Below are 15514 nucleotides of genomic sequence, written 5' to 3'. Positions count from 1 at the left end.
GCCGAACCGCACCAGTCGTTCGGCATCCATATGCGGGCTCTATGGTGAAAACGCCGCTCCGCGTCCAGATTCGGCTCAGGTAGTCGCGCCGAGGGCACTCACTGGGTCACGATGGACGGTCGGCCACCGACGGTATCCGTCGGAACTGCCGCACCGTCGATAGATAGGACCGATCATGAAGCCATACAACATGTTCATCGACGGCGCGGCCGCCGAACCGGCCACCGGCTCGTACTTCGAGAGCGAAAACCCCTACACCGGCGCGCCATGGGCGCGGGTGGCTCAGGGCGATGCCGCCGACGTCGACCGGGCGGTGAGAGCCGCGCACGACGCTTTCAGCGACGGGCCATGGCCGCAGCTGACCGCCAGCGAACGCGGCGCCCTGATGCGCCGACTCGGCGACGTCATCGCCGACAACGCTCGCCGCCTGGCCGAGATCGAGGTTCGAGACAACGGCAAGTTGTTCGCCGAGATGTACGGCCAGTTGACCTACCTGCCGCAGTGGTTCTACTACTTCGGCGGACTGGCCGACAAGATCGAGGGCACGGTGGTGCCGCTCGACAAGAAGGGCTATTTCGTCTACACCCAGAAGAAGCCCGTTGGCGTGGTCGCGATCATCACCCCATGGAACAGCCCGCTGATGCTTCTGGGCTGGAAGCTTGCGCCGGCCTTGGCCGCTGGGTGCACCGTGGTGATCAAGCCGTCGGAGTACACCTCGGCCTCCACGATCGAACTCGTCGAACTCCTGCACGAGGCCGGCCTCCCACGGGGAGTGGTCAACGTCGTCACCGGTTTCGGCAAGGACGTGGGCACGCCGCTCGTCGAGCATCCGTTGGTGCGCAAGATCAGCTTCACCGGTTCCGACGTGACCGGACGCGTGATCAACGAAGCGGCCGCGCGTGGCTTCAAGCACGTCGCCCTCGAACTGGGCGGCAAGTCACCCAACATCGTCTTCGCCGACGCCGACCTGGAGGCCGCCGCCAACGGTGTCGTCTCCGGCATCTTCGCCGCCACCGGCCAGACCTGTATCGCCGGGTCACGGCTGCTGGTGCAGCACAGCATCCATGACGAATTCGTAAGTACCCTAGTCGATCTGGCTCGCCCGGCGCGGATGGGCGACCCGATGAGCGACTCGACCGAAGTCGGTCCGATCACCACGCGTGCGCAATACGCGAAGGTACTCGACTACGTCGACATCGCACAGCGAGAAGGTGCAGCGGTCGCACTTGGCGGCGGCGCTGCCGATCGCCCCGAGTGCGGCCAGGGCTGGTTCGTCGAGCCAACGATCTTCACCGGCGTCGACAACGGGATGCGCATTGCTCAGGAGGAGGTGTTCGGACCGGTGCTTGCCGTGATTCCGTTCTCCGACGAGGACGCGGCCGTCGAGCTCGCCAACGACGTGCGCTTTGGGCTTGGCGCGGGAGTCTGGACCACCGACATCGGGCGGGCCTTCAGAATGGCCGATCGCATCACGTCGGGAACGGTGTGGGTGAACACCTATCGCGCCGTCAGTTACATGGCGCCCTTCGGCGGTTTCAAGGACTCCGGGCTGGGTCGCGAGAACGGCATCGGGGCCATCGAAGAGTATCTCGAGAACAAGACGGTGTGGATCAATACCGGTGCTGCCGTGGGGAACCCCTTCGTCATGCGCTGAGCTGCCCAACCCCTGCTCGGCTAATCGGCGGGGACGGCCGTCGTCGTCGTGCCGATAGTTGCGGCCAGCCCGGGCAGAACGTTGCTTGGCGTGAATCGACTCAACGTGATCGGATCGTGGCCGGCCACGAGATGGCTCACACCCTGATCGAGCATCGAGCGAATGGTCGCGTAGCAGAGGTACATGCCCGCGAGATCGGTGACGCCGGAGAACGGCATCTCGCGTTCGTACTGTTCGTACAGATGCATGGTGTCAGACGCCAGCAGCACCGTGCCCGCGTTGGTACGTACGGTCACCACGCTCATCCCTGGTGTATGACCGCCGAGTTCCAGCGCCTCGATGCCGGGCGCAACGTCGATCGAGCCGTCGAACAGTTCGAGCCGTCCACGCCGGCGTGCCGCCGCCAACGCGTCGAGCTCGTCTTGCTCGGTGTAGGCAGCGAACAACCGCTTCTGCGCCACTGACGAGGCCCAGAACTCCATCTCCCGGCGCGCCATCAGTAGCGTGGCGTCGCCGAACAGCCCGGCATTGCCGATGTGGTCGTAGTGAGCATGAGTCAGCACGACCGCATCGACGTCGCGCGCTTCGACTCCGATGCTGGCCAGGGCGTCGACTGGATGCTGGATCATGCTGCGCCCGCGCGCGATTGCGGCCCGTTCAGAGAATCCGGTGTCGATGACGACGGTGCGGTGCCGGTTGCGTGCCACCCAGAAGAAGTAGTCCATCGTCGCCGGGGCATCGGGCTCCCCGTAGAGATCGTAGTTCAGGAACAGTTCGCGTCGCGTAGTCTGCCTGGTGCCGTACTTGATGATCCAGACGGTGTAGTCGTCGTCGCGGTCGGAAGCCAACTCCTCTGCAGGCGGCATCGACATCGCCACGTACTCAGTCCGTGCCCGAACCACCCTGGTGCACCGCGACACTCGGCTCGAGCCCGTCGGCACCGACGACCTCGCGCCACGCCTCGAGTCCGGCTTGGAACGCGACGATGCCCGCCTCGGGCAGCGAGATCTCGATGGCCTCGAGGATCTCGGTCGCGCTCACACCGAGCTCGAGCGCAACGCGGATGTGACTCTGAATGTGCCCCTTGGACGCCCGCATCACCGTCAGGCTGACGATGAAGATCAGCTCCTTGGTCTTGCGGTCCAGGGTGCGCTGATTCAGGTAGGCAGCGCCCACCAATCCATTCGCCGCCTGCAGAACCGGAAAGTCGTGCTGTGCCATCACCTTGTGGTAGTCCAGCACATAGCCCCTCGTCGCGGCCATCTCGTCGATGTACTCCTGGGCTGCGGTCACATTGCCTCCTTGCGGGTTTCGGTGCCGTCGAACACGACCCCGTTCTCGTGCTGATAGAACTTGGCCACTTCCGTGTGGTCACGATCGCCGGCACCAAGGAAGGTGCCTGCCTTCTCGATCACGTCCAGCGCTGCATCCAAGACCGGGGTGTAGCTGCTATGCCCACGCTTGACCTCGTCGGCCGTCCGGAGGTCCTTGACCATCAGGTCGAATGCGAATCCCGACCCGTAGGTGCCGGTCAGGACGTGGGCCGGATACTTGACTTCGGTCGCCTGGTTGCGACCGGTGGAGCCGTTGAGCGTGTCGAGCATGGCGGCGGGTTCGATGCCGGCTTGGGCTGCGATGCAAAGGATTTCACCCGCCGCAGCCAGATTGCACGCCGACAGCCAGTTGTTGAGCACCTTGGCGCAGTGCCCGGCTCCGCTGGGTCCGAGCCTGAATATCTGGCTGCCCAAAGGGGTTACGTGCGGCTGGGCGCGGTCTAGTGCACCGTCGGCCCCGCCCATCATGATCGACAACGTGCCGTCGACGGCCTTGGCAACCCCGCCCGAGACTGGCGCGTCGACGAAGTCGAGGCCCAGATCCGCGGCGTGGTCCGCCAACGCCCGAGTGCTCGCCGGCCGCGATGATCCCATGTCGATGACCAGGGCGCCTTCGCTCAGCCGCCGGAAGAGACCGTCACCCCGACCTCCGGGTCCCAGCAGCACCGATTCCACGATCCCGCTGTGCGGAAGCATCAGGATGACGGTGTCGACGCTGGCCGGGATCTGATCCAACGACGTCATCGGTCCGGCCGGCGAGTCGGATACCGTCCGCGCGACGGCGGCGTCGTCGGAGTCATGGACCAGCGTCGGACGGGTCTCGGCGTAGCGCCGAGCCATCGGGGCGCCCATCCTGCCGAGGCCGACGAAGAGTGTCGTCGGGTCCGAGGTCAACCGGTCTGGCATGACACTCCTTCGGGTTTGTCGTGCAGTGCAGGGTCGCCGCGGCCGCAATGCGAGAGATAGAAGCGGCTGTTTGTAACTGTAGAGCGAAAGTGACGACTCTTTATACGCCCCGGCACGCACGTCTGTCATCCCCGGCCCGCTATCAACCCCTTGAGCTGCACCGACCCGGCTGAACCGATCGCCGACGAGCTCCTCGTCGGGGTGCGGTAGCGCCGTCTGCGCGGATCCTCAGCTCGTATTCATGGTCGTTGACGCCGGGTGCCGACGGGCTGTAGCCTGGCCGGACGCTAAATAGCCGCCCCTTCTTCGGCCCGAGAGAGAAGCAGTGCAGATCGAAGCCGCAGTACTCACCGTCATCGGCGCGCCACCGCCCTGGGGCGAGAGCCGGCCGATCGAATTCGCCGCCGTGGAACTCGACGCGCCCCGATACGGCGAGGTGCTGGTGCGGATCGAGACAGCCGGGGTGTGCCACTCCGACCTCTCGCGGGTATCGGGCGACCGGGTGTGCAACGTACCCACGGTTCTCGGACACGAGGCCTGCGGCATCATCGAACGACTCGGCGACGGTGTGGTGGACCTGTCCGTCGGACAGAAGGTCGTGATGACCTTCATGCCGCGCTGTGGCCAGTGCGAGTCCTGCACCCCACCCGGCTGGTCGCTGTGTAGCCGAGGCAGCAAGGCGAACGCCGACGGGATGCTGCTCGGCGGCGGCCGGCGACTGCACCGCAACGGCACCGACCTCGACCACCAGAGCGGCGTGTCGGCCTTCGCCACCCACGCCGTGATCGACCAGCACTCAATCATCGCGATTCCCAACGAGATTCCCTCCGACGTGGCTGCGCTCCTGGGATGCGCGGTGCTCACCGGGGGCGGCGCGATCCTCAACGCGGGCCGCCTACAACCCGGCGAGTCGGTCGCCGTCGTCGGGCTCGGCGGTGTCGGTCTGGCCGGCGCCCTGGTGGCATTGGGGTCCGGCGCCGATTCGGTGGTCGGCGTCGACACCGTTGCATCCAAGCTCGATATCGCCCGTGAGCTCGGATTGCACGAGGCCCTTACACCGCAGGAAGCGACCGCATCCGGCCGTAAGTTCGCGGTGGTCGTCGACTGCGTGGGCAGCGGCCCGGCGCTCGAAACAGCCATCTCGCTCACCGCTCCGGGCGGACGGACGGTCACCGTGGGACTGCCGCATCCCGACACCAGGATCACTATCGCGCCCACCGAGCTCGTCGTACAGGCGCGCTCCATCATCGGCTCCTACATGGGCTCCAACGTTCCCCGCGACGACATCGCGGGCTACGTCCTGATGTATCAGGAGGGCCGCTTGCCCATCGAGAAGCTCATTAGCGGCCACATCCGGCTTCACGAGCTCAACCAGGCCATGGACGACCTGCACCACGGCAGAACGCTCCGCCAGGTCATCACGTTCGCATGACAGTGCCATGACTGCGGAGCTACCCGCCGACGTCGCGACGGCACGCCTACCCGGCAGCGCCGAATTGCCCAGTTACCGCAAGTTGGCATTGCTTCTCACCGAACAGATTCAGGCCGGACGGTACGGACCCGACACCGCACTCCCGACCGACACCGAGTTGATGGAGGCCTACAGGCTCGGGCGTCAGACGGTACGGCGCGCGTTCCAGGAACTCGTCGCCGACGGACAGGTCTACCGTGTCCGAGGGCGAGGCACCTACCCGACCGAACGCCCCAAGACCGGCCGGGTCGTACGTTCGACGGGGTCAATCGAGCACCTGGAGGAGTGGACGGGAACCGAGATGGAGGTCATCACCGCGCTGCATCTGCGGCGCGATCCGGCCCATGCCGCAGACCTCGAATTGGACAGTCCTGTGGTGGCGCAGTTGCGGGTGCGCCGATGGGTAGACGACGCCCCATTCGCGGTGACCGACATCATCGTTCCCCCGGATATCGGTGAACGCCTGGTCAGCGAGGACAAAATCCCAACGGGCCGCGCACAGGGAACCGTCATCGCCGCTGTTGGCGCGTTGGAGGGTCCCGTCGCCAGCGCCGAGGAGACGGTTACAGCCATCATCCTGACCGATGAATGGGCCGCTGCCCTGCACACCGTCGCCGGTGGCGCGGCGTTGCGCGTGAAGCGCGTTTACCGCAACGCCGACGGACGGCCGCTGGAGATCTCCCACACCGTGCACGCATCCGATCGCTACGAGCACCGCTTGTCGATCCACCGAGCCCATCGACCATCGCGCTAGCGCGAATGCTTCAGCAGCGCAGCATCATTGGGGCCGGACTGACTGCGAGCCAGGCCGGTCAGCACCTCGACCGTGGCAGCGATCTCCTCATCGGTGCCGAAGATCTCGGCATACATCTCCGTGACACCAGCCTCGCGCAATCCGTGCACACTCTCGGCGATCTGGGCGGCACTGCCGATCAACGCCACGTCACCAGCGACGGCGTGACCTTCGCGGTCCAACATGGCCCGATAGGACGGGAAGTTGTCGTAGACCTGGTATTCAACCGCCGCACGCTTGCGCGCGTCCTCGACGTCGTTGGTCACACAAACCGGCAAGCCGGCCACGATCGTCGGTGCCGGGCGGCCGGCTTCCGCGGCGGCGGTGGTGATGGTCGGCACGATGTGATCGGCGAGCGTGCGCGGTCCGGTCAACCAGGTGATCGTGCCGTCGGCGTGGGCGCCGGCCAGTCGCAGCATCGCTGGACCCATAGCCGCCAAGAAGACGGGCGGCGGCTGCACACCGGGCAGGACCAACGCTCGCGGCAGTGCCCCAGTCAGCTGTTCGCCGTGGAACGCGACCTGTTCCTGCTGCATCGCCGGTATCAGGATGTCCAGGTACTCGCTCATGAATTGGCGGGGGCGAGCGAAGGACATTCCCCACACTTGTTCGACGACGAATTGATGCGACGTGCCCAAGCCCAAGGTGAACCGCCCACCGGCCGCGGCCTGAGTCGACATCGCCTTGCCGGCGAGCGTCAACGGATGCGACGGGTATGCCGGGACGACTGCCGTGCCCACCCGCAGCGTCGAGGTGCGCGCCCCGACCAGTGCCGACACCGTGAGCGCATCCCACGACATTGCGTCGGGGATCCATGCGCCATCGAAGCCGGCGGCTTCACAGCCGACGATCAGGTCGACGTAGTCGGTCAAGGTCACTGTCGGCGAAAAGAAGCGGCTGATGCGCATGATCGCCTTTCTGGTCGAAGTGTAGCGACTAAGCCCTGCGGACGCGACGATTCAGGCCGTCGCAGAGCGGGACAGCCCCGGGAGCGTTCGACCGAGGCTACCTCCCCCCTGCCTCCGGCGCTGCTACCCCGGTGAAAACTCCGTTCCAGCCGAAATCGCCTGTCGCTCGGCATGAGCGACGTTGAAATAGCAAGTGGCCGCGGGTGAGGCGTCGCACTCTTCGAAAGCCAGGTGTGCGCCCGCGCACACTGAACTCGATTGTGCCCCGGGCCCTTACGGCTAGGGCGGTGTGATCCCAAGCTCAGGCGAACACCGCGCGCGAAAACGGCGTTTTACCACCCTCGACGGCCTAGCTACCGCCGGCGGCCTGGCATACGTTCGGTGCTGGAACCAGTCCATCGCTTGCGGGAAGGTGGGTGCGAGGTGAACGTCGACGACTCAGTGGCCGTCGTGACCGGTGGATCCTCCGGGCTCGGCTTGGCCACCGCACGCGGACTACTCGATCGCGGTGCGTCGGTGGTGATTCTCGACCTGCCGTCATCATCAGGTGACGTAGCGGCTGAACGACTCGGTACCCGCGCGCGGTTCTGCCCCGGAGATGTCACCGACACCGATTCGGTGAGCCGCGCATTGGACCTCGCCCAGTCTCTGGGCCCGCTGCGCATCGTCGTCAACTGTGCCGGTACGGGCGACGGTTTCAGGATCGTGTCCAAGGATGGCCCTTATCCGCTGGACAGCTTCAAACGCGTCGTCAACGTGAACCTGGTGGGGAGTTTCAACGTCCTGCGGCTGGGCGCCGAGCGGATCGCCAGCACCGAGCCCATCGGCGGCGAGCGTGGCGTCATCATCAACACCGCATCGATCTCGGCCTTCGACGGACAGATCGGTCAGGCCGCCTACTCGGCGTCCAAGGGCGGCGTGGTCGGTATGACCCTGCCGATAGCGCGCGACCTGGCGCGCGAGCTCATCCGGGTCGTCACGATCGCGCCAGGCCCATTCGAGACACCGATGCTCGGACTACTGCCCGAGCAGGTCGGAGCGGCATTGGGCGCACAGGTGCCCCATCCCGCGCGGTTGGGACATCCCGATGAGTACGCCGCATTGGCGGTGCACATCGTCGAGAATCCGATGCTCAACGGTGAAGTGATCCGCCTTGACGGAGCGATACGGCTGGCACCGCGATAGCACCGTCTCACAACGATTTTCGGCCCTCGAGGCCCAAACGCACGACGCACATCCGGGGCGGCCACCCCGCTGACAGTTTAGCGAGGAGATCCCATGACCGACTGGACCACCGCCGACATCCCGGATCAGACCGGACGTACCGCCGTGATCACGGGTGCGAACACCGGGCTGGGCTTCGAGACGGCGCGCGCGCTGGCGGCCAAGGGGGCACGCGTCGTGCTCGCAGTCCGCGACACCGCCAAGGGTGCGCACGCCGCCGCACGCATGACCGGCGACGTGATCGTCCAGCAACTGGACCTCACCTCGCTGGCGTCTATCCGCACCGCCACCGAGGAGCTCAAGGGCCGGTTGGACCGCATCGACCTGCTGATCAACAACGCCGGCGTCATGACGACCCCGAAGAGCACCACCGTCGATGGCTTCGACCTGCAGTTCGGCACCAACCACCTCGGCCACTTCGCCCTGACGGGGTTGCTGCTGGAGACGATGCTCGGCGTGCCGGGTTCGCGGGTCGTGACGGTCAGCAGCAACGGACACCGCACGGGCGCCGTCATCCAGTTCGACGACCTGCAGTGGGAGCGCAACTACAGCCGGATGGGCGCCTATCACCAGTCGAAACTCGCCAATCTGCTGTTCACCTACGAGCTGCAGCGCCGGTTGGCGCCGCGTGCCACGACGATCGCGGTGGCGTCGCACCCCGGCGCTTCGAGCACCGAGCTGGCCCGCAACATCCCGCGGGTAATCGAGCGTCCATTGATGGCGATCAGCCCGCTCATCTCCCAGAAGCCGGCAGCCGGCGCGCTGCCCTCGTTGCGCGCGGCCACCGACCCAGCCGTGCTCGGCGGCCAGTACTACGGACCCAACGGCATCGGCCAGGTGAAGGGTCATCCCGTCGTCGTCGCGTCCAGTGAGCAGTCATACGACCTGAACCTGCAGCGGCGCCTGTGGGATGTCTCCGAGGAGTTGACCAAAGTGGTCTTCCCCGTCAGCTGATGGCCGGAGGGAAACTTCATAGCGCGCAGCGTTTCGCACCCAGACAGGCCCGGTGCCGGGCTCTGTGTGAATGTTGCTCATCGGTGTCCTGTTGAGCTGCAGCTGATTTCGTCGATGAACTCAAAACCCGCATTCACAGCAGCGGCCCGGCTAGTCCGCCCCGTTACCAGACGATTCTGATATGCAGATTCGCCCGCTCGCCCAGGCCGATCCGGATAGACCCGCGGTAATACTGCATCCGTCAGCGACGACCGTGAGCTTCGGCGAGCTCGAGACGCGGGCCAACCAGTTGGCCCACTACTTGCGCCACGCCGGTCTAGGTGAGGGCGATGCGGTCGCGGTCGTCATGGAGAACAACGCACACTTCCATGCCGTCATGTGGGCAGCGCGGCGCTGCGGCCTGTACTACGTGTTGATCAACACCCATCTGACCGCGCCGGAGGCGGCATACATCCTGGCCGACAGTGGGGCCAAAGCGATCATCGGCTCTTCGGCAACACGCCCGATATGTGAAAGCCTGGCCGATCACCAACCTGGCGGACTGCCGGCACTTCGAATCATCGCCGACGACGAGCTGCACGGCTGGCACACCTACCCGCGGTGTGTGGCCGATCAGCCGGGCACCGCAATCCCCGACGAGCGTGAAGGCGATCTGCTGCAGTATTCGTCGGGCACCACGGGCCGACCCAAGGGAATCCGGCGCCCGCTGCCGGCTCTAACGCCCGCCGAGGCGCCAAACCCGTTGGCGCCGTTGCTGGGGGCCGTGGGAATCACCGGTGACGCCACCTATTTGAGCCCGGCACCGCTGTATCACACCGCGCCGGCGATGTGGTCGCTGGCAGCACAGGCGCTCGGCGCCACCACCGTAATCATGGAGAAGTTCGATCCCGAGCAGGCGCTGGCGGCGATCCAACACCACCGCGTCACCCACGGCCAGTTCGTGCCGGCCATGTTCGTGCGGATGCTCAAACTGCCTGCACACGTGCGCAATTCCTACGACGTCTCCACCTTGCAGCGCGTCGTGCACGCCGCAGCATCATGCCCCGTGGAGATCAAGAAGCAGATGATCGACTGGTGGGGCCCGATCGTCGATGAGTACTACTCCTCCTCGGAGGGGGCAGGCATTACGTTTATCGGCGCACGCGATTGGCTCACCCATCCCGGCTCGGTCGGCAAGGCCATGCTGGGCACCGCCCACATCCTCGGCAAGGACGGCCAGGAGCTGCCCGCCGGCGAGCCCGGCCACATCTATTTCGACGGCGGCTTTCCCTTCGAATACCTCAACGACGCCGAAAAGACCGCCGCCGCACAAAACAGCCACGGCTGGACAACAGTCGGTGACATCGGCTACCTCGATGAGGAGGGCTACCTCTTCCTCACCGACCGGCGCCATCACATGATCATCTCCGGCGGGGTGAACATCTATCCGCAGGAAGCCGAAAACCTCTTGGTCACCCATCCGAAGGTGCTCGACGCGGCGGTCTTCGGCATCCCCGACGACGAGATGGGGCAGTCGGTCAAGGCCGCAGTGCAGACCGTCGCCGCAATTGATGCGACCGATGAGTTCGCCGTCGAGCTGCTGAGATGGCTACGGGATCAGCTGGCGCACTACAAATGTCCACGATCAATCGCTTTCGAGGCCCAGCTGCCACGCACCGACACCGGAAAACTCAACAAACAACCACTCATCGACAAATACGCCAACCAGACTTGACCAACCCATGCCCGCGAAAACTGTGACCGGTCCGGAATGAAACACCACCTCTACCGGGACTCCATCGGCGCGCCGGTGCTCGACGGCCTCCGCTGACCGGGTCCGGCGGCTAGGCGATTACCCACTCGAAGGCGGCGGCGCGTGAACGTGCCCCCTGGGCCGCCTTGGACCGCGACGCTTCGTCCAGCTCGTGCAGCAGGTCCTCTGACAGCCGAACGAAACTCGCGAAGCTGGCCGGGTCTAGGTAGTCCGGCCGGGTGGCGAACAGGATGTCCTCGGTGGCGGTGTTGCCGCTGGCGCCGGGCGCGAAGGGGCAGCCGCCGAGCCCGCCGAGCGCACCGTCGACCACGGCGGCACCCGCCGCGACCGCTGCCAGCGTGTTGGCCACCCCCATGCCCCAGGTGTCGTGGCCGTGGAAGGCGACCCGCCGCTGTGGGGCTGCCGCCCGCGCTCGCCCTACGAGGTCGGACACCTGGGTGGGGATGGCTTGTCCGAGCGTGTCGCATACCACTGTGTCGTGGCAGCCGTCGGTGCGGTCGTCGGTGACGATGTCGAGCACCCGCTGTGGCGCCACGACGCCGTCGAAGGGACAGCTGAAGGCGGTGGCGATGCACAACTGGATGCGACCGTTCACCGAGGCCGCGATGTCGACGGCAGTTGGCATCGCGGCCAGGCTCGCGCCGGTGGATCGGCCGACGTTGGCCTGATTGTGGGCATCCGAGGCCGACAGGCAGTACTGGAAGTTGCGTGCCCCTGCCGCGGCGGCCCGTTCCACATGGCGGGGCGTGGCCACCCAAATCCAGCAGCGCGACAACTCCTGCGGGGTCAGCTCCCCGATCACCTCGACGGTGTTGGCCATCGTCGGGACCAGATCTGGGCGGGCCATCGACCCGATCTCGAGTTCGGGGACACCCAGCTCGAGCAGAGCCCGGACGAGGTCGACCTTGTGTGCCGTGGGCAGCAGCTTGCCCGTGAGTTGCAGCCCGTCGCGCAGGGTGACGTCGCGCAGCAGCACCCTTGCGATCGGAGCGGTCATCGGACGACTCCGTCGAGGAAGCGGGCGCGGATCTCGTCGGTGTGCTCACCCAGATCGGGTCCGATCGACCGGACCGGTAGTGACGCGTCGCCGATCACCGGCACCACACCGGGGAAACCCACTTGCTTGGGTTCGAGGTTTCCGGTGTCGACGGCGAACGACTGGATCATGTTGCGCGCCGCGTACTGCTCGTCGACGGCGATGTCTGCGGCCGTCAGGATCGGCCCGGCGGGGACCTGCACGTCGTCGAGTATCTTCAGCGCCTCCTCGCGCTCGTGTTGGGCAGCCCAGGCGCCGATGGCGTCGTCGAGTTCGTCGCGACGGATCCACCGGCCCTCGTTGGTGGATAGTGCGGGATCGGCGGCTAGTTCCGGCCGTCCGATCGCATGCATATAGCGCTGAAAGATGGCGTCGCTGTTACCGGCGACCACGATGGACTTTCCGTCGCTACAGGTATAGGCATTGGACGGGGCGATTCCCTCCATCCGCCCGCCCACCCGTGTCCGCTGCACGCCGTAGGCGAGGTAGTCGGGCACCAACGATTCCATCACCGAGAAGATCGATTCGTTGAGTGCGACGTCGATGATCCTGTCGGACAACGGAATCGGGTTTTCAGGGTCGCGGTGCCGGGCGAGCAGAGCCATCACCGTGCCGAATCCGGCGTACAGACCGGCAATGGAGTCGCCGATGGACACCCCGGTGCGCACCGGAGGACGATCCGGATCGCCGACCAGTTCGCGCAATCCGCCGAATGCTTCGGCCACTGCGGCGAATCCGGGGCGCTGCGACATCGGCCCGGTTTGGCCGAATGCCGAGATGCGAGTGATCACCAGGTTCGGATTGGCGGCATCGAGCACCTCGGGTCCGAGGCCCCATTTCTCCAGCGTGCCCGGTCGGAAGTTCTCCAGGACCACGTCACAGTGGGCTGCCAGCGCGAGCACGTCGGCCCGACCGCCCTCGGTGCGCAGATCCAACACGATGGACTTCTTATTGCGGTTGATGGTGCGGAACAGCATGGAGGTGGTGCCTGCATAGAGGCGCCAGTTGCGGAGTTCGTCACCGGTGTGCGGGCGTTCGACCTTGATCACCTCGGCACCGAAGTCGGCCAGCAGCCGGCCTGCGGTGGGTGCGGCGATGTAGTTGCCGAGTTCGAGTACGCGGATGTCGGACAGTGGTAGGGGTCGAGACATTTGGACCTCCGTTTCGAGGACTGGCGGGCACGGCAGCACCCCGCCTCGGGGTGGGGCGTCACTGACGGGTCGCAGTGCCGACGGCCGTGATCAGCCAAGGATTCAGCGGCGCAGCGTGTCTGAGGGGTACTCCCCGAATCTGTCCTTGTACTGCTGGGCAAACCGGCCCAGATGGTAGAAACCCCACCGGGTGGCGACCTCGGTGACGCTCTGGTCACCGCCTCGGCGGGAGACGAGCTCGTCATGTACGTGTTCGAGTCGCACTTTGCGGACGTAGGCCATGGGCGACATCCCGAAGCAACGCTGAAACGAGGCATGCAGGGTACGCACGCTCATGTTTCCGGCGCGGGCCAGTTCGGTGGGTGTCAGCGGCTCGTCGGCGTTCATCTCGATGAAGTCGACGACGGGACGCAACCGCCCCAACTTGACCAGTCCGGGTTCGGCGAGCATGTCATCGCGGTAGGGGTGCCTTCCGGCGGCGAGCAGTTGGCTCATGATGAATGACTCGAATTGGTCGCGCGCGACCGGCATTTCGGCGATGCCGCCCGGACGGTCGAGCTCGTGTACGAAGAACTCGACGGAGGCAAGCAGGCTCGCGCCGGCGGGAGTGGAGAGATCTAGCCCGAACTCGAAGTCGATGGCAGTGTTCACCGGCTGCCCGAGCAGATCGGTCAGGTGAGTTTCCAAGCTCTTGCGCGGCACCTTGAGGATGATTTGCTCGGCGTCGGGCTCCCAGCTGACGATGTTGGTTTGCTCGGGGTGAAGGATCAGGCCGCTGCGGCGAGCCTCGGTGCTGGCCCGCTGCCCGTCGCTGCGCTCGGCATGCGTAGCCCCGTTGATCGTCAGGTTGACGTGATAGCAGTCCTCGGTCGGCGGCATGGACAACGTGGCATTGGCGCCATAGGTCAAGAACCCCGCCGTGAACAGGCGCTGCTCCACAGCATTGAGCGTCATGTCGAGGCGGCCGGGCTGGTCGGCGCGCAAATCATGGTCGAGGTACACCTCGGTCACCGCCTGGCGAGCCTCGTCGAGGCTGTGCGTCTGCAGCACGGGGTGCCCGTCGAGAGGTCGCTTGACGTCGTGACTCACCGATTCGCTCCTTCTCCCCATCATGACCTACCCGGCTGGCCGCCGCGGTTTCGACGGCCAGGCGCCAGGGGTCAGTGGCGAAGTCCGGCCTGCCTGAGCAGCGGCATCACGGCATCACCGAAGTACTTCATCTCCTCGTTGTAGTCGATCATCCCCATGATGATCCCGTCCATCCCCGCCTCGTTGAGTTTGCCGATCTCCTCGACGCACTGCTCGGGCGTGCCGACGATGGGGTAGCCGCCCCACCCGGCGATGAACCGCTCCTGGAATTCTTTGGCATGATCGAACGACTGACTTGCCCCGGACATCGCCATCTTGATGACGTTGCCCGCCGCGCCCCAGTCGCCGTCGTCGACGACCCGTTGGAAGTCGGCCTTGGCTTCCTTCTCGGTGTCGCGGCACACGACCAACCCATAGGTCATCGGGCTGATCGTCCGGTGGTAGTCAGTGCGGGCCTTCTCGACGATCGCCGACGTGTAGGCCCTCATGTTCTCGAGGGTGTCCAATGAGGCGAAGTTGAAGTCAACGTTACGGGCGGAGAACTCGATGCCGCTCTTGGAATTGCCGGCGTTGATCAGAGCCGGCCGCGGCGCTTGGTGCGGCTTGGGGTAGGACTCCACGTCGTCACCGTCGAAGTACTTGCCGTGGAAGCTGAACGCACCCGGCTTGGTCCACAGATCATTGGTGTAGTCGATCCACTCCTGCCCGAAGGCGTAGCGGTCGTCGTGCTGGCGTTGCGAACCGCCGAACATCGCCATCTCCGGTTCCACCCAGCCCATGACCAGGTTGAGACCGAAACGGCCACCGGAGATCCGGTCGATCGTGGTGGCGGCCTTGGCCGCCACGATGGGATGCACCGTCGGCAGATGCGACGTCGCGAAGATCGCGATCTGCTCGGTGGCCTGAGCCAGTCCCGCTGCCCACGAATAGGTTTCGAAGCAGTTGCCGTTGAAGTTGGTGGTTCCGCCGAAGCCCTTCCAGCGCGCCACCGGCACCAGCGCCTCGAAGCCGAGGGCGTCGGCGCGCTGCGCGATCTCCACGGTGTGCTTCCAGCTCACCTCGTAGGTGGTGGGCGCGTGCGACATGATCAGCCCGTAGGAGCAGTTGGTGCCGAAGAGGCCCAGCTTCATCTTCTGGTCGTTGAACATCGGGTTGGTCTCCCTGCGGTCGACCAGGGGGACTGTCTCCTCGACGGGACGGGGTTCGGTCGGGGCGAAATCGATCGTGGTCATGAATATTCC

The 15514-nt window shown here is 65.6% G+C and carries 14 protein-coding genes; 6 read left to right on the top strand and 8 right to left on the bottom strand.

Annotated elements, in window-relative coordinates; all coding sequences use genetic code 11:
* Positions 1–175: 175 nt before the first annotated feature.
* The gene (locus tag D6M19_RS18030; protein ID WP_123026597.1) at positions 176–1654 is read left to right on the top strand and encodes an aldehyde dehydrogenase; all 1479 of its coding nucleotides are present in this window, start codon (positions 176–178) and stop codon (positions 1652–1654) included.
* Positions 1655–1674: 20 nt separating this feature from the next.
* Here the strand turns inward: D6M19_RS18030 and D6M19_RS18025 are convergent, their stop codons facing one another.
* Genes D6M19_RS18025 through D6M19_RS18015 form a run of 3 tightly spaced genes read right to left on the bottom strand, consistent with a single transcriptional unit; the run spans position 1675 to position 3894 of the window.
* A complete protein-coding gene (locus D6M19_RS18025) occupies positions 1675–2556 on the bottom strand; it encodes an N-acyl homoserine lactonase family protein (RefSeq protein ID WP_206428559.1) in 882 nt (293 codons plus the stop codon).
* Positions 2537–2947 (bottom strand): carboxymuconolactone decarboxylase family protein, encoded by a 411-nt coding sequence (locus D6M19_RS18020; protein WP_234834916.1) that lies wholly within the window; start codon positions 2945–2947, stop codon positions 2537–2539. The genes D6M19_RS18025 and D6M19_RS18020 overlap by 20 nt, the downstream gene beginning before the upstream one ends.
* Positions 2944–3894 (bottom strand): NAD(P)-dependent oxidoreductase, encoded by a 951-nt coding sequence (locus D6M19_RS18015; protein WP_164478558.1) that lies wholly within the window; start codon positions 3892–3894, stop codon positions 2944–2946. The genes D6M19_RS18020 and D6M19_RS18015 overlap by 4 nt, the downstream gene beginning before the upstream one ends.
* A gap of 325 nt (positions 3895–4219) precedes the next feature.
* Between D6M19_RS18015 and D6M19_RS18010 the strand changes: the two genes are divergently transcribed.
* Both D6M19_RS18010 and D6M19_RS18005 read left to right on the top strand, forming a co-directional pair.
* Positions 4220–5326 (top strand): zinc-binding dehydrogenase, encoded by a 1107-nt coding sequence (locus D6M19_RS18010; RefSeq protein WP_123026595.1) that lies wholly within the window; start codon positions 4220–4222, stop codon positions 5324–5326.
* 7 nt (positions 5327–5333) lie between these two features.
* Positions 5334–6119 carry a GntR family transcriptional regulator gene (locus D6M19_RS18005; protein WP_123026594.1) on the top strand — a complete coding sequence of 262 codons (786 nt, stop codon included), beginning with the start codon at positions 5334–5336 and terminating at the stop codon, positions 6117–6119.
* Here the strand turns inward: D6M19_RS18005 and D6M19_RS18000 are convergent.
* A complete protein-coding gene (locus D6M19_RS18000; RefSeq protein WP_123026593.1) occupies positions 6116–7066 on the bottom strand; it encodes a TIGR03564 family F420-dependent LLM class oxidoreductase in 951 nt (316 codons plus the stop codon). The two genes, D6M19_RS18005 and D6M19_RS18000, sit on opposite strands and share 4 nt — an antisense overlap.
* A 423-nt stretch (positions 7067–7489) precedes the next feature.
* Between D6M19_RS18000 and D6M19_RS17995 the strand changes: the two genes are divergently transcribed.
* The 3 genes from D6M19_RS17995 (at position 7490) to fadD4 (ending at position 10958) form a co-directional block, all read left to right on the top strand.
* Positions 7490–8251 (top strand): 3-hydroxyacyl-CoA dehydrogenase, encoded by a 762-nt coding sequence (locus D6M19_RS17995; RefSeq protein ID WP_123026592.1) that lies wholly within the window; start codon positions 7490–7492, stop codon positions 8249–8251.
* A 93-nt stretch (positions 8252–8344) separates the two neighbouring features.
* Complete coding sequence (locus tag D6M19_RS17990; protein ID WP_123026591.1) at positions 8345–9244, top strand: SDR family NAD(P)-dependent oxidoreductase; 900 nt, start codon at positions 8345–8347, stop codon at positions 9242–9244.
* Positions 9245–9425: 181 nt separating this feature from the next.
* Positions 9426–10958 carry a fatty-acid--CoA ligase FadD4 gene (gene fadD4 / locus D6M19_RS17985; protein WP_123026590.1) on the top strand — a complete coding sequence of 511 codons (1533 nt, stop codon included), beginning with the start codon at positions 9426–9428 and terminating at the stop codon, positions 10956–10958.
* A 109-nt stretch (positions 10959–11067) separates the two neighbouring features.
* On the opposite strand, the gene D6M19_RS17980 is transcribed toward fadD4, so the two are convergent.
* The 4 genes from D6M19_RS17980 to D6M19_RS17965 all read right to left on the bottom strand — a co-directional run bounded on the left by D6M19_RS17980 (position 11068) and on the right by D6M19_RS17965 (position 15505).
* Positions 11068–11994: a hydroxymethylglutaryl-CoA lyase-like TIM-barrel protein gene (locus D6M19_RS17980; RefSeq protein WP_123026589.1), complete on the bottom strand. Its 927-nt coding sequence runs from the start codon at positions 11992–11994 to the stop codon at positions 11068–11070.
* On the bottom strand, positions 11991–13184 hold the full coding sequence (locus D6M19_RS17975; RefSeq protein WP_123026588.1) for a CaiB/BaiF CoA transferase family protein: 1194 nt from the start codon (positions 13182–13184) through the stop codon (positions 11991–11993). The genes D6M19_RS17980 and D6M19_RS17975 overlap by 4 nt, the downstream gene beginning before the upstream one ends.
* 102 nt (positions 13185–13286) lie before the next feature.
* Positions 13287–14273, bottom strand: coding sequence for an AraC family transcriptional regulator (locus D6M19_RS17970; RefSeq protein WP_234834915.1), 987 nt, complete (start codon positions 14271–14273; stop codon positions 13287–13289).
* A gap of 71 nt (positions 14274–14344) precedes the next feature.
* Positions 14345–15505, bottom strand: coding sequence for an LLM class flavin-dependent oxidoreductase (locus D6M19_RS17965; protein ID WP_123026587.1), 1161 nt, complete (start codon positions 15503–15505; stop codon positions 14345–14347).
* Positions 15506–15514: the final 9 nt, after the last annotated feature.

This window comes from Mycolicibacterium stellerae (assembly GCF_003719305.1).
GTDB classification, from domain to species: Bacteria; Actinomycetota; Actinomycetes; order Mycobacteriales; family Mycobacteriaceae; genus Mycobacterium; species Mycobacterium stellerae.
Note: the sequence above shows the minus strand (reverse complement) of the source record. Positions and strands in the feature narration are given on the sequence as shown.

Excerpts from the sequence above, each read along its gene's own strand:
- fadD4 (WP_123026590.1), top strand. The coding sequence starts at position 9,426 with ATGCAGATTCGCCCGCTCGCCCAGGCCGATCCGGATAGACCCGCGGTA.
- D6M19_RS17990 (WP_123026591.1), top strand. The coding sequence starts at position 8,345 with ATGACCGACTGGACCACCGCCGACATCCCGGATCAGACCGGACGTACC.
- D6M19_RS17980 (WP_123026589.1), bottom strand. The coding sequence starts at position 11,994 with ATGACCGCTCCGATCGCAAGGGTGCTGCTGCGCGACGTCACCCTGCGC.
- D6M19_RS18030 (WP_123026597.1), top strand. The coding sequence starts at position 176 with ATGAAGCCATACAACATGTTCATCGACGGCGCGGCCGCCGAACCGGCC.
- D6M19_RS18005 (WP_123026594.1), top strand. The coding sequence starts at position 5,334 with ATGACTGCGGAGCTACCCGCCGACGTCGCGACGGCACGCCTACCCGGC.
- D6M19_RS18000 (WP_123026593.1), bottom strand. The coding sequence starts at position 7,066 with ATGCGCATCAGCCGCTTCTTTTCGCCGACAGTGACCTTGACCGACTAC.
- D6M19_RS17975 (WP_123026588.1), bottom strand. The coding sequence starts at position 13,184 with ATGTCTCGACCCCTACCACTGTCCGACATCCGCGTACTCGAACTCGGC.
- D6M19_RS18015 (WP_164478558.1), bottom strand. The coding sequence starts at position 3,894 with ATGCCAGACCGGTTGACCTCGGACCCGACGACACTCTTCGTCGGCCTC.
- D6M19_RS17965 (WP_123026587.1), bottom strand. The coding sequence starts at position 15,505 with ATGACCACGATCGATTTCGCCCCGACCGAACCCCGTCCCGTCGAGGAG.